10 protein-coding genes and 1 tRNA gene are annotated in these 13,611 nt (G+C 69.2%); 8 read left to right on the top strand and 3 right to left on the bottom strand.

Translation table 11 applies throughout. The annotated features are described in order from the left end of the window. Positions 1 to 160 precede the first annotated feature (160 nt). The 7 genes from P3L51_RS18640 to P3L51_RS18670 all read left to right on the top strand — a co-directional run bounded on the left by P3L51_RS18640 (position 161) and on the right by P3L51_RS18670 (position 7,779). Entirely contained in the window at positions 161 to 1,369 is a 1,209-nt protein-coding gene (locus tag P3L51_RS18640; RefSeq protein ID WP_354606385.1) for an ROK family transcriptional regulator, read from the top strand. A gap of 237 nt (positions 1,370 to 1,606) precedes the next feature. Next, a complete protein-coding gene (locus tag P3L51_RS18645; protein ID WP_354606375.1) occupies positions 1,607 to 2,527 on the top strand; it encodes a hypothetical protein in 921 nt (306 codons plus the stop codon). 261 nt (positions 2,528 to 2,788) lie between these two features. Further along, entirely contained in the window at positions 2,789 to 3,877 is a 1,089-nt protein-coding gene (locus tag P3L51_RS18650; protein WP_354606376.1) for a 2-aminoethylphosphonate ABC transporter substrate-binding protein, read from the top strand. Between the two features lie 147 nt (positions 3,878 to 4,024). Then, complete coding sequence (locus P3L51_RS18655) at positions 4,025 to 4,804, top strand: HAD-IIA family hydrolase (protein WP_354606377.1); 780 nt, start codon at positions 4,025 to 4,027, stop codon at positions 4,802 to 4,804. 113 nt (positions 4,805 to 4,917) lie between these two features. Beyond that, positions 4,918 to 5,835: a hypothetical protein gene (locus P3L51_RS18660; protein WP_354606378.1), complete on the top strand. Its 918-nt coding sequence runs from the start codon at positions 4,918 to 4,920 to the stop codon at positions 5,833 to 5,835. Positions 5,836 to 5,881: 46 nt separating this feature from the next. Then, positions 5,882 to 6,553, top strand: a complete 672-nt coding sequence (locus tag P3L51_RS18665; protein WP_354606386.1) for a class F sortase — start codon at positions 5,882 to 5,884, stop codon at positions 6,551 to 6,553. A 206-nt stretch (positions 6,554 to 6,759) separates the two neighbouring features. After that, complete coding sequence (locus P3L51_RS18670) at positions 6,760 to 7,779, top strand: glycoside hydrolase family 6 protein (protein WP_354606379.1); 1,020 nt, start codon at positions 6,760 to 6,762, stop codon at positions 7,777 to 7,779. A gap of 63 nt (positions 7,780 to 7,842) precedes the next feature. On the opposite strand, the gene glxA is transcribed toward P3L51_RS18670, so the two are convergent. The 3 genes from glxA to P3L51_RS18685 all read right to left on the bottom strand — a co-directional run bounded on the left by glxA (position 7,843) and on the right by P3L51_RS18685 (position 12,235). Beyond that, a complete protein-coding gene (glxA, locus tag P3L51_RS18675) occupies positions 7,843 to 9,795 on the bottom strand; it encodes a radical copper oxidase GlxA (protein ID WP_354606380.1) in 1,953 nt (650 codons plus the stop codon). Then, positions 9,792 to 11,735, bottom strand: a complete 1,944-nt coding sequence (locus P3L51_RS18680; RefSeq protein ID WP_354606381.1) for a glycosyltransferase family 2 protein — start codon at positions 11,733 to 11,735, stop codon at positions 9,792 to 9,794. The genes glxA and P3L51_RS18680 overlap by 4 nt, the downstream gene beginning before the upstream one ends. Positions 11,736 to 12,161: 426 nt before the next feature. Next, a tRNA-Lys gene (locus P3L51_RS18685) sits at positions 12,162 to 12,235 on the bottom strand. A gap of 181 nt (positions 12,236 to 12,416) precedes the next feature. On the opposite strand from P3L51_RS18685, the gene P3L51_RS18690 reads away from it, so the two are divergent. Next, positions 12,417 to 13,611 (top strand): peptidoglycan-binding protein (locus P3L51_RS18690; protein WP_354606382.1); only part of this gene is annotated, 1,195 nt, incomplete at its 3' end.

The following is a 13,611-nucleotide window of genomic DNA, read 5'->3' on the forward strand; positions in this document are numbered from 1 at the left end:
CAGCGCGGACAGAGGCACGGACAGCAGCGGCGACGGCAGCGGTATCGGGTGTGACGACGGGTGTGACGACGGGGGCGGGAACGTGGTCGGGAACGGGAATGGGAACGGGAACGTGGTCGGGAACGGGGGCGGGAGCACGGCGGCGCGCGTACCGGCGGGTATCCGTACGGGCGTGAACCCGGGCCCTCACACCGGCGCGAATCTGCCGTCCCTGCGCAGCCACAACTCCGCGCTGGTGCTCGACCTCCTCCGTACGGCGGGGGAGGGCGGCATCAGCCGCCTGGAACTCGCCGAGTCCACCGGCCTCACCCCGCAGGCCGTCAGCAAGATCACGGCCAGACTCCGTGCGGAGGGCCTGGCGGCCGGCGCCGGCCAACGGGCGTCCACCGGCGGCAAACCCCGGACCGTGCTCCGCCTGGTTCCCGCCGCCGCCCATGCCGTCGGCCTCCATCTGGACCGCGACGAACTGACGGCCGTCGTGGTCGACCTGGCGGGCACACCGGTCGCGGTCCTTACGGCACCGTTCGACCTGGGCGCCGGGGCGGCCGAGGTCGTCGAGACCGCCGCCGCGCAGGTGGAGTCGGTACGGGCGGAGGCGGAACGCCGCGCGAAGGCTTCCAACGCCCCGGGTGCCACCGACGCCCCGGACACTCCGGGCGCGGCGAACCCGGCGGGCACGTCGAAGCAGGCGGGCCCCGGCAGGCTGCTCGGTGTCGGCGTCGCCCTGCCCGGCCCGCTCGACCACACCGCCGGAGTGCTCGGGCGCGTCACCGGCTTCCCCCGCTGGGACGGCTTCCCGCTGCGCGACGGGCTCGCCGCCCGCCTCGGCCTGCCCGTCGTCCTCGACAAGGACACCAACGCCGCCGCCCTCGGCCTCGCGCTGCGCGGGCCCGGCGACTCGTTCGCGTACCTCCACCTCGGTACGGGCCTGGGCGCCGGGCTCGTACTCGGCGGCGCCCTCTACCGGGGCGACCGCACCGGCGCGGGCGAGTTCGGGCACCAGGTCATCCAGCTCGACGGGCCGCTGTGCGACTGCGGGAACCGCGGCTGCATCGAGGCCCTCTGCATGGCGGCCGTCGCACGCGGCGACCTGGCGGAGGCCGCGCGGGTGCTGGGCGCCGGGGCCGCGAATCTGGTCGGGCTGCTCGACATCGACCGGGTACTGCTCGGTGGCCGGGCCGTTGTCGCCGCCGAGGAACGGTTCGTCACGGGAGTCGGAGCCGTACTCGACGAGCGTGCCCGCGGTCCCGTGGTCCCGGTGGCCGTGGCCGACGGCGGCACGCACCCGGTCGCCGAGGGCGCGGCGCAACTGGTGCTCGCGCCGGTGTTCGGCCACGCGCGGGTTTTCGGCCGGGGGCGACCGGGGTGAGACGCGGCCGGTACGAGGTGTGGCCGGCATGAGGCGTGGCCGGGGCGGGCTGTCCGGGTGGGGTTCGCCGGGGCCGTTGGGGCGTATTCGTACGATCTTCGGACCGTGACTGGACGTGGCTTCCCGGTCCGCCGGTAGGCCCGTGGCAGCGTCGGGGCCGTCCCCCATGCCCCGACCGCTCCTCTGCCCCGACCGCTTCCCACGCCCCGACCGCTTCGCGATCAGCAAAGGTCCCCCATGCGATCCATGCGACTGCGCCCCGCCCTCGTCACCGGAATCCTCGGAGTCCTCGGAGCTGTCGGTGTCGCCGTCGGCACGATCGTCCCCACCGCGCTGCCCGCGACCGCCGCCGAGTCGGACGCGGGCGACGGGCCGGGCCCCGGCCCCGGGGCCGACCGGCAGCCGAGTTGCGGCAAGGCGTCCGACCCGGACTTCCCCATCGACACGCGCATCCACGGCGGCCCCGGCGAATACCGCCCCGGCGGCGAGCCGGGGACCTGGTCCATCGATCTCAGCAACAGCACCGACGAGGCCTGCCACAACATCCACCCGGTCATCGTTCTCAGCGACCGGCACCGGTCCCTCAGCGCGGAGCAGGTCCGGCTCCAACTCACCGACGACAAGGGCCGGTGGCGGACCATGTCGCTGGAGAAGTCCGACGAGGACGAGACGATCGCCGTCCTCGAAGGCGGCTTCCCGGGATTCGCCGTTCCGGCCCAACAGACCGTCACGGTGCGGGCGAGGCTGGCCTTCACAGCCGCGGCCGATGCCAACAAGGTCGTGGTGAACGCGGCGACGGTGCAGCGGCGGGGCGGTGACGGCGACTGGGTGGGGGAGTCGAACGACTACCGCTTCTCCGTACGCGGTACGGACGCGCGAACAGACAACGGAACCGGCCCGGACACCGGCACCGGCTCGGACACCGAAACCGGCTCGGGCACCCCCGGCACCGGCCCCAGCCCCAGCCACAAGGACGGCAAGGACAACGGCACCGGCGATCAGCGCCGTACCCCCGCCCCTTCGCCATCCGGCGGAATCGGCGCACTCGCCGACACCGGTTCAGGCTCCCTCGCCGGCCCCGCAATCGCCGCCGCGGTGCTCGTCCTCACCGGTGTCGCCCTGGTCGTCGGCCTCCGCCGCCTCCGCAACCGCCCCTGACCCTGTCTCGATCCTTGCGCGGGCGCTGCCAGGGGGCGCGGCGAGCGGTACCCTCGTGGTCGTCCTGGGCCTGAACGAAGCGATTCTGGAGTCCGACCACCCCCGCGACCCACGAAGTCGTGTGCGTGGTCCTCGACATCGCCATCTCTGCGGGTCCTTTGTGTGATCTACGGGTGGTGAGCGGGAGTGTCTGTGCACAGCGGTACGGGACACAGCCCGGTCCCGCCCCGAACCACCCCCCGCTAGGAGATACGAGCCGTCATGCCCCGCAATTCCCTCAACTCCCGCACCTCCAGACGCTGTCGCACCCCACTCATCGCCGTCATCGGCAGCCTCGCCCTCACTGCCTCGCTCGCCGGCTGCGGCGACGGCTCGGGCGACTCGGAGGAGAGCGTCGTCACCGTCTACAGCGCCGACGGGCTCAAGGGGGTCGAGGGCGACGGCTGGTACGACAAGGTCTTCGCCGACTTCGAGAAGGACACCGGCATCGAGGTGCGGTACGAGGAGGGCGGTTCCGGCGAGATGGTGGACCGCGTCATCAGCGAGAAGGACGACCCGCGCGCCGATCTCATAGTCGCCCTGCCGCCGTACATCCAACACGCGGAACGGAAAGGGGTGTTGGCGTCGTACGACCCCAAGGGCTCGGAGCGGGTGCACGGTTCGGGGAAGTCCGCCGACAACCGGTGGACGTCGGTCGTGAACAACTACTTCGGCTTCATATACAACAAGAAGGAACTGACGGACCCTCCGGCCACCTGGGAGGAGCTGCTGGACCCCAAGTACAAGGACAAGATCCAGTACTCGACCCCCGGAGTCGCCGGCAACGGCACGGGTCTCCTCATCAAGGCCATGCAGGACTTCGGCGGCGAGAAGCCGGCGATGGAGTACCTGCACAAGCTCGAAGAGAACAACGTCGGCCCCACCCCCTCCACCTTCAAGCTCGCGGCGAAGGTCGACAAGGGCGAGATCCTCGTCGCGAACGGTGACGTCCAGACGAACTTCGACCAGTCCAAGACCCTGTCGAACCTGGCGATCTGGTTCCCGGCGAAAGAGGGCGGCAAGCCGACCACGTTCGCCATGTACTACGGAGCCGGCGTCGTGGACGGCGCCCCGCACAGCGCGAACGGCAAGAAGCTGCTGAACTACATGCTCACCGAGAAGGCCCAGAAGCAGGTCAGCGGCATAGGCGGCGGCTTCCCGGCGCGTACGGACGTCCGCCCCATGGACGAGAACGCCATCGAGCTGGCCAGACTGATCGACGGCGTCACGCTCTTCGAGCCCAACTGGGAACGCATCGAGCCCAAGCTCGACAGCTACGTCGCCGCCTGGAAGACGGCCACCGGCAACTGACGGCCCGCTCGACCCGATCCGCCGTGTCCCGGCCTCGCCTCCCGAGAGCCGCGATCATCGGTACCTGATTAGGCTGGGGTCGCCGAGCGGCACGGAGCAGTGCCCGCGGCACCACCAGCACAACTGCGTACGGCAGGAGTCCGTCACATGTCAGAGCGCAAGCCGATCGAATCCTGGCTCACCGACATGGACGGTGTGCTCGTCCACGAAGGCACCCCCATCCCCGGCGCCGAAGCCTTCATCAAGCGGCTGCGGGACTCCGGCAAGCCCTTCCTCGTCCTCACCAACAACTCCATCTACACCCCGCGCGACCTACAGGCCCGGTTGTCCCGGATGGGGCTCGCCGTGCCCGTGGACAACATCTGGACCTCCGCGCTCGCGACCGCCAAGTTCCTGGACGTCCAGCGCCCCGGCGGTACCGCGTACGTCATCGGCGAGGCCGGCCTCACGACCGCGCTGCACGACATCGGCTACATCCTCACCGACCACGCCCCCGACTATGTCGTGCTCGGTGAGACTCGCACGTACAGCTTCGAATCCCTCACCAAGGCGATCCGTCTGATCAACGACGGCGCCCGCTTCATCTGCACCAACCCCGACGAAACCGGCCCGTCGGCCGAGGGGCCGCTGCCCGCGGCCGGGTCCGTCGCCGCGCTGATCACCAAGGCGACCGGCAAGGACCCGTACTTCGCGGGCAAGCCCAATCCGCTGATGATGCGCACCGGGCTGAACGCCATCGGGGCGCACTCCGAGACCAGCGCGATGATCGGCGACCGGATGGACACCGACGTCCTGGCCGGTCTTGAGGCCGGGATGGAGACCTTCCTGGTGCTGACCGGTCTGACGAAGCCGGCGGATGTCGACCGCTATCCGTTCCGGCCCTCCACGATCGTCGACTCGATCGCCGATCTGGTGGATCTGATCTGACCGGATCTGACTGAATAATCGCTGGTCACGGCCGTGTACGGGGCTTTCTGGCGCCCGCTGCGGATGCGGGATCCGGCTGGACGCGTGAGGCTTCCTTCATCAGGAGGTTCACGATGCGTTCAGGCTTGCTCGCTCTCCGTGGCGCCGGACTGGTCGCCACCATGGTGGTGGTACCCGTCCTCGGTACCACCGCCGCCGACGCCCACGACTCCGTGAAGGCGACGGTCACACCGTCCACCGTCCGACCCGGCGGTGAGGTGAAGATCAACGTCAAGGGCTGCGAGAACCCCCGCTCGGTGGCGGCGCGCTCCGATGTCTTCGTCGCGGACTCCGAGCTGGAAGGCCGTGACAGTCTGCGCGGTGAGGCGAAGATCAGGTCGTCGACCGAGGACGGCAGGTACAAGGTCGACGTCTGGTGCGACGGGCACGACCACCGGGGCGCGGTGGTCTTCGAGGTGGACCACGACCCGAAGCCCAAGCCCTCCACGAAGGCTTCGGCCAAGCCCAAACCCAAGCCCTCCGCCAAGGCTTCGGCCAAGCCCTCCGCCAAGGCCAAGCCTTCGGTCAAGGCTTCCGCCAAGGCCTCGCCCAAGCCCAAGCCCTCCGCCAAGCCCTCCACCAAGGCTTCGGCCAATCCAAAGCCTTCCGACAAGCCTTCCGTCAAGGCTTCCGCCGAGCCCGAGGCCAAACCGAAGGCCAAGCCCTCCGACGAGCCCGAGCCCGAGGCCCGGCCGGAGGCCGAAGCCGCCCCCGCGCCCGCGTCCAAGAACCCGAAGCCCGTGCACTCCCAGTCCTCCCAGGCATCGCGGACCTCTCGGTCCTCCGAGCCCTCCCACTCCGCCCCGGCCTCTCCCGTCGCGCCCGTGCGTGCCGGTGGTGGCGGTAGGACCACCACCGACATGGCCGCCGAACAGGCGGGCCCCAGCACCCCGCACACCGTGATCGGTCTTGTCCTCGCCGGTGTCGCCGCCGTGGCCGTGGCCGTCCGCAGCGCGCGTCGGAAGCGTTCCGCCGCGCGGGACTCCGACTGAGACGACTGAGACGACTGAGGCTGCGGAGACGACTGAGATGGCCGAGATGCCGACCACCCACCGCCCGACCGGATCGGGCCGACTGCTGACCGGCTTCGCCTGGGCCGTGTTGCTGCTCGGCCTCTGGGGCTGGGGAGCCGACGGTCTCGTCGGGACCTCCTCGCCCATGACCGGCGATGTCGCCGCCGTCGGCCGCCCGATGGAGCGGCGCCCGCCGGCGGCCCACGACTCGCCGGAGCCCGCCGAACCGCTCCGCGTCGACGTCCCCTCCGTCGGCATAAGGGCACCTGTCGTCTCGCGGGGCCTCGATGTCGCGGGGGCGGTCGAGCCGCCGCCGTACGAACGGCCGGGGACGGTCGGTTGGTACGGCGGTGGCACCCGGCCCGGCGCCGCGGGCACCGCGCTCTTCGTCGGCCACGTCGACACCCGGACCGAACCGGCCGTCTTCTACGGTCTGAGCGCGGCCCGGCCCGGCGAGAAGGTCCGGGTCACCCGGTCCGACGGCTCGGTCGCCGAGTTCACCATCGACGACGTGAAGGTCTACCCACGGGAGAAGTTCGACGCGCGGAAGGTGTACGGCCCCCACCAGCCGGACCGCGCCGAGCTGCGGCTGATCACCTGCGGCGGGACCTTCGACCGCGAGAGCCGTTCGTACACGGCGAACGTGGTCGTCTCGGCGTATCTCACCGATGTGAAAGAGGCGCGCCACGATGGCTGATCCGGCCTCCCCGGAGCCGCCCCGCGGCCCCGCTGTCACAGCTCGCACACGAAGGCGCGGGGGCGCCGTTACGGCCCCGGCCCGTGTGCCAGGATGGATTCGACCGATCATGTCCGGGCAGTCGCAGGCAGGCGGCAGGCGGCAGGCAGGGCAGGAACGGGGCGCCTGGGGGGCGGCTCCGACGAACGGGCACCGAGGGGGAGTGGATGTACGGCAGTAACTCCGGTCGCAATCTACGAGTGACGGCATGCGCGGCGGCCACAGGAGCGGCGCTGCTCATCGCGGGCTGCTCCTCCGACGGCGAGGACAAGGGCGAGAAGAACGCCGCGTCGAGCCAGCAGCCCAAGGCGACCGATCCGTACTGGGTGAACCCCGACGGCAACGCGGCCGAGCAGGTCGCCGACTACACGAAGGACGGCGACGACGAGAACGCCGGCCTCATCAAGAAGATCGCCGCGCAGCCCGTCGGCGAGTGGATCGGCCCGGACAATCCCGAGGAGGAGGCCCGCGGTTACACCGAGGCCGCCACCAAGGCCGACCGGGACGCCCTGCTGGTCCTCTACAACGTCCCGCACCGCGACTGCGGCCAGTTCTCGAAGGGCGGCGCCGCCGACGGCGACGCGTACCGGGCGTGGGTCGACAAGGTCGCCAAGGGCATCGGCGACCGGCGGGCCACGGTCGTGCTGGAGCCGGACGCGCTGCTGCACCTGGTGGACGGGTGCACACCGCAGGAGTTCCACGAGGAGCGGTACGACCTGCTGAAGGGCGCCGTCGAACGGCTCAAGCAGCAGTCGGCGACCACGGTCTACCTGGACGCGGGCAACGCCGGCTGGCAGTCGCCCGACGCGCTGTTCGAGCCGCTCCAGCGGGCGGGCGTCGGCACGGCGGACGGCTTCTCGGTCAATGTCTCCAACTTCTTCCCGACCGACGTGAGCCAGGAGTTCGGCAAGAAGCTGTCGGCGAAGGTCGGTGACAAGCCCTTCGTGATCGACACCAGCCGCAACGGCAACGGCCCTTACACGGCGGGCGATCCGAGCGAGAACTGGTGCAACCCGCCGGGCCGGGCGCTCGGCGAGCCGCCGACCACGAAGACCGGTGACCCGCTGGTGAAGGCGTATCTGTGGATCAAGCGCCCGGGTGAGTCGGACGGCGACTGCAAGGGCGGGCCGAAGGCCGGCGACTGGTATCCGGAGTACGCCCTGGAGCTGGCGCGCAACGCGAAGTAGGAGCAGGAGCACGACGTGGGCGGGCCCGTACGCGTACGGGCCCGCCCACGATCACAACACGACCTAAGGCACTTCGACCCACACGCCTTCGGACGGCGTTCCCTTGTCGTCCGTCACGAAGAGCATGTACCAGCCGGCCGGCACCAGCGCCTGGTTCTTCGGCACCGTCACCTCGATCCCGTCCGCCGTCTTCTCCATGTCCAGCGCGATCGACCGCTGTTCGACATCCGTGACATGCGTGACGGCGCTCGGCCGCAGCAGCTTCGCGGACTTCAGCGACGCGGCGTCCTTGGTCTTGAAGACCCCGGAGTCGCCGTGCTTGATCCGCTTCGGTCCGTCGCCCAGCGTCGGCTTGGAGTCCCGGAAGAGATACGGCGGGGTGTAGATCTCGACCCGCTGCTCGAAGACGCCGGGCTTGGTGTTCGCCTTGTCGGCGTAGAGCGAGTCGGAGCCGAAGATCATGACGCGGCCGTCGGGGAGCAGGAGCGAGCCCGAGTGGTAGTTGCGGCCGACCTCGGGGTCGGCGACGCGCGTGTACTCGCCCGCCTTCGGGTCGTACATCCGCGCTTCGAGGATGTCGGAGCCGCCCCGGCCCCGGTAGTCCTCGGCGCCGCCCGTGACCAGGACCGAGTCGTCCGGCATCAGCGACGCGCTCGGGTAGCGGGTGCCCTTGTCGAGTGCGGCGCCGTCCTTGAACTCCGGGTCGTCCTCCTTGAGATCGACCAGCCGGGACTTCTCGCTGGACTTCTCGGACTCGCCGACGCCGCCGCCGCCGATGACCATGAACCTCTGGTCCTGGGCGGGCGGCAGCATGACGGTCGCCGACGTCTCCATCGTGTCGGCGTCACTCAGGCCCGGGATCTTCTCGAACTTGTTCGTCTCCAGGTCCCAGATGCCGGGCTTGCGTCCGACGTCGGCGGGGCCGTAACCGGCGTTGGAGCCGCTGTAGAACAGCTTGCCGTTGTCCATCAGGAAGATCGCCGGGTAGGTGGGGAACTTCCGGATGATCCCGGTGTACTCCCACTCCTTGGTCTTGGGGTCGTACACCTCGTCCTTGCCGGGGACGATCTGCCCGATCTCGTCCAGGCCCGACAGCGCGAGGACCTTGCCGTCCTTCAGCGTGGTGAGTGTCGGATACCAGCGGGCCTCGTTCATCGGGTCCACTTTGATGTACTTCTCGGCGATCGGGTCGAACTCGAAGGCGTCCTTGATGCCTTGGAAGTCCTTCTTGTCGAGCGCGAGCTTCTGCGCGATGCCGTAGACATTGCGGGCGTCGGCGCCCTTCATGCCCTGCACCCGGTAATTGTCCTCGGTGCCTGTCTCGTACTTCTTCCCGGACTTGCGGGCCTCGACGTAGATACGGCCCAGTCCGGGCTCGGTCCGCAGAAAGGCGCCGGTCGCCGGGTCGAATATCTTCTTCGCCTTCTCGACCAGGACCGGGTCCTTGGACTCGAAGGTCTTGCCGTTCTTCTTGCCGGTGAACATCGTGCCCGCGGGCAGTGTCATCGGCTTGTCGGGGTCCTCGTTGTGGACCACCATCAGGCCGCCGGCCTTGGTGGTGTCGCCCTTGAGCTTCTCGTACCGCTTCGTGCCGCCCGCCACCAGGAGCTTGCCGTCGGGCAGTTGGGTGTGCCCGGAGCAGAACATGTCCTTGGGCGTCGGGATCATCTTGAAGTCGTTGGTCGCCGGATCCCAGAGGACGGACTCGAACTTGTTCGCGTCGAAGTTCTTCTGGTTGTTGCCCGACCCGGCTATCAGCAGCACCTTGCCGGTGTGCAGCAGTGACGCGTGAATCGAATTGATCTTGAATTTCGCCGGGATGTCGAGAAAGTCCCAATGGCCGTTCGCGGCCTTGTAGTCGGGCCGGTTGATCTTGTACTCGTGGTACTGCTCCGAACCGAACCGCCACATCGCCGGCCCGTTCATCCCGGCCACCACGACCACCACCGCGGCGCCTATCGCGAGGCGACGGGCGCGATTCCTGCGGTGGTTCGGCCGGACGGGAAGCGCACTCATTGTTTAGGTCCCCCAAGGGAAATCTGTACGGTCTGGTCGAGGGCCTCCGGGGGCGTCTGCCGCGGGGCCTGCGGGGCGGGCGGAGGCGTGTTCCCGCCACCGCGGTGCGACCCGTGCGACCCGTGCTTCTTCCCGCGCTTCTTCCTCTCCGCCCGCATCCCCAGACGCCAGACGATGATCGGCGACGCCGTGATCAGCAGCGCCAGCGACGCCCAGGTGATCATCGCCGGATGGTCGTGCCCGAAGTAGAAGGACGAGCCCAGTGATCCGGCGAAGACGAGAATGAAGAACAGATGGATCCGGAACGTCCCGAACAGCGTGTCCGGGCTGGACGAGTCGCCCTTGGGCGTCACCACGAAGCTGCTCTTGCGGCGCAGTACGGCGTCGAGCAGCGAGCGCGCGTAGATCGGCGCGGAGAGCGCCGACATCGCCATGCCCGCGAGACCGCCGGATCCCTCCGGCTCGTGCGGCGAGACGTTGTGCCGCCGGTTCCAGATGTAGAGGCCGATCTGGAGGGCCGACGCGTTGCCGTACAGCATCATCCAGATCGCCGGGTCGATCTGCACACCCGAGGCGCCCATGCCCAGGAACAGGGCGCAACTCAGCGCCGCCAGGATCCAGTTGAGCGCCGACATCGGGTAGAAGATGATCATCATCGTGTAGTTGAAGAGCTTGCCGGGCGGCAGTGTGGCGAAGCCCTTCCAGTACTGCTTGAGGATCGTCTCGTACGTGCCCCGCGACCAGCGCAGCTGCTGGGTGAAGAAGTCCGTCCAGGCGGTCGGGCCCTCACCGACGGCGAGCACGTCCGGGGTGTACACGGAGCGCCACTTGTTGCCCGTCTGCGGGTTCTTGGCGCGGTGCATCTCGAAGCCCGTGGCCATGTCCTCGGTGATCGAGTCGTACAGCCCGCCGATCTGCTTGAGCGCCGAGATCCGTACGGCGTTGCTCGTGCCGACGAACATGGGCGAGCCGTAGCGGTTGCCCGCACGCTGGATCAGGGCGTGGAAGAGGAACTGCTGCGACTCGGCGGCCTTGGTGACGAACGTGTCGTAGTTGCCGTACACCTGCGGGCCGATGACGAAGCCGACGTCCGGGTCGCGGAAGTAACCGAGCATCCGCTCCAGGTAGTTGGCCATCGGGATGTGGTCGGTGTCGACGGACGCGAAGAAGTCGTAGTCGTCGCCGTGCGCGTCGAGCCAGGCGTTGTAGTTGCCGTGCTTGGTCTTGGCGCGGTGCGCGCCCTTCGTCTGGTTCCACTTCGCCACGCCCTTGCGCGAGAAGTGGTGCACACCGAGGCGCGCGCAGACCTCCTTGACGGCGGCGTCGTCGCCCTCGTCGAGGAGCCAGACGTGCATCAGCCCGCGGTGCCGGATCTTGACCGCGGCCTCCAGCGTCTTCGTCACCATTTCGAGGGGCTCCTTGCCCGGTACGAAGGAGGTGAGGAAGGCGACGCGGGTGCCGCTCGCCGGGACGACGGGGACGGGGTCGCGTGCCACCAGCGTCGCGTGCGCGTTGGACAGCACGTTCATCGTGCGGAACAGCTCGATCAGTCCGATCGAGACGAGCATCACGATGTCGAGGATGAGCAGCGTGTCGTTCTTCAGGTTGGGATCGCGCTCGGTCCAGTGCTGCGGCTGCATCAGCCAGGCGAAGAGACCGAGGGAGAGGAGCGGGGCGGCGCCGAGCAGCAGGGCGGCCCGGATCCGGTGCGGCTCCTGGGACAGCAGCGAGCGGTACTGCACCTTGTACGGCTTGTCCGGGTCCGGCTGGGTGAGCGGCCCGGCGAGCCGGCTGTAGTGCTCGTAGTCGTACTTGGGCAGTTCCTTCTTGGGCCTGGGCCGGAGGCGGGACGCACCGGACCGGAGCTGCGAGGGAACCCGGAGCTGAGTGGTCCGGGACGCGTCGTTGTCCGGCAGCCCGCCGCTCGGCGTCGACGTCATCAGTCATCCCCCCGCACGCATGCTGGTGCGTGATTGGTCGGTCGGTTCGTCCGGTCGCGCGCCGCCGTCAGTACAGACACACATCGGGACCTTCCGGTTGCATGATGCCGTTTGCGACATCAGACCCTGAACGGGACCCCCACCCCGCTCGGTATGCAAACCGGAGCAAATTCTTCAGCTGCCCCAACTGCGGGAAACGCGTGCTTCTTTGGACCCGTCGGCTTCAGGATAGGTTCTACGACCCCCGCCAAGATCGCAAGAGCGAAAGATGCTACTTGCGCGCCATATGCCCTCATTGGGGTGCCGGTCGGAGGTGGAGCTGTGGCCGGACTGTGAAGTTGCCGCGAAGGCCACCCTCTCGCGCGACGCGATACGGGGAAACCATCGAGGCCCCCTCGCGTGATGCGAGGGGGCCTCAGCCGTGCGTGCGCCGCCAGGGACTCGAACCCCGGACCCGCTGATTAAGAGTCAGCTGCTCTAACCAACTGAGCTAGCGGCGCCTGCTGACCTGGAGAACTCTACCCGACGCTCCGGAGTGCTCCCAACCATTTGATGAGCGATGTGGCCTGTCGGATGGTCGTTTTTTACCTTTGATCCGTCAAAATGTGATTAGTCGGGACCATTAGTGACTGACGTACGTGCAACACCGCACAGCATCTTGTCGAGTGTGGAGGGGATCGCATGACCGCACCGGTCTTCGAGGAGTACGAACCCGCTTGCGACTGCCCCTGTGGCGGATGCGCCGAGCAGCGCCGCCGGCTGGCCCAGGGCCAGCCCCTGCGCGCGGGCGGCCACCCCGCCGCCCACGGCGTGCGCCGGGCCCTGGTCCTCGTCACCGCGGCCGGCGTCGCCCTCGCCGCCACGGGCGTGGGCGCGGGTGAGGCCGACGCGGACACCGTGGGGCCCACGCTCGGCACTGCGCAGGCGGACGAGGTGAGCCCGACGGTGAGCCCGGCGGTGACCGCGGGGGTGAGCCCGGCGGCGACCCCGACGGTGACCGCGGGGGTGAGCCCGGCTGTGACTCCGGCAGTGACCCCGGCGCCGGACGAACCGGATCCGACGAGTCCGCAGGGTGCTAGCGGCCCGCTGTACGGGCCCCCGTCGGCGGGGCCGTCGCCGGGCCACTCGGTCGACACGCTGCGGAAGACCAGCCGCGCCGACATCATCAACCGCGCCAAGCTGTGGGTGAACGCGAAGGTCCCCTACTCCATGACGAAGTACTGGTCCGACGGCTACCGCCAGGACTGCTCCGGGTACATCTCGATGGCCTGGAACCTGGACGACAACGAGTGGACGGGGAGCCTCTCCCGCTTCGGCACCCGGATCGCCAGGGAGGAGCTCGAGCCCGGCGACATGCTGCTGTTCCACAACCCGTCCGACCCCACCAAGGGGTCGCACGTGACCCTCTTCGGCGGCTGGACGGACTACACGCACACGCACTACCTCGCGTACGAGCAGACGAAGCCGAACACGCGGGCGCAGTCCACGCCGATGGCGTACTGGAACAATTCGGCGAGTTACATCCCGTACCGCTACAAAGGTGTGACCGCAGGCAACGGCGGCAGTACGCCGGACACGCCGAAGCCGGAGGTCTTCCCCGGTGCGAAGTCCTTCGGGCCCGGCGCCGACAACGCGCATGTGACCCGGCTCGGCGAGATGCTCGTCGCCCGGGGCGGCGGGCGCTTCTACGACGAGGGTCCCGGACCCCGGTGGGGCGAGTCCGACCGGCGCGCCACCGAGGCGTTCCAGCGGGCGCAGGGCTGGCGGGGCGCGGAGGCCGACGGGCTGCCGGGGCCCGCCACCTGGCGGTACCTCACGAACGGGCTCGGCAAGGACATCCCGGCGGCGGGGGCAGAGGCTGTCTCTTATACACATC

Origin of the sequence: Streptomyces panacea, assembly GCF_040560175.1 — a bacterium.
Classification (GTDB): Bacteria; Actinomycetota; Actinomycetes; order Streptomycetales; family Streptomycetaceae; genus Streptomyces; species Streptomyces panacea.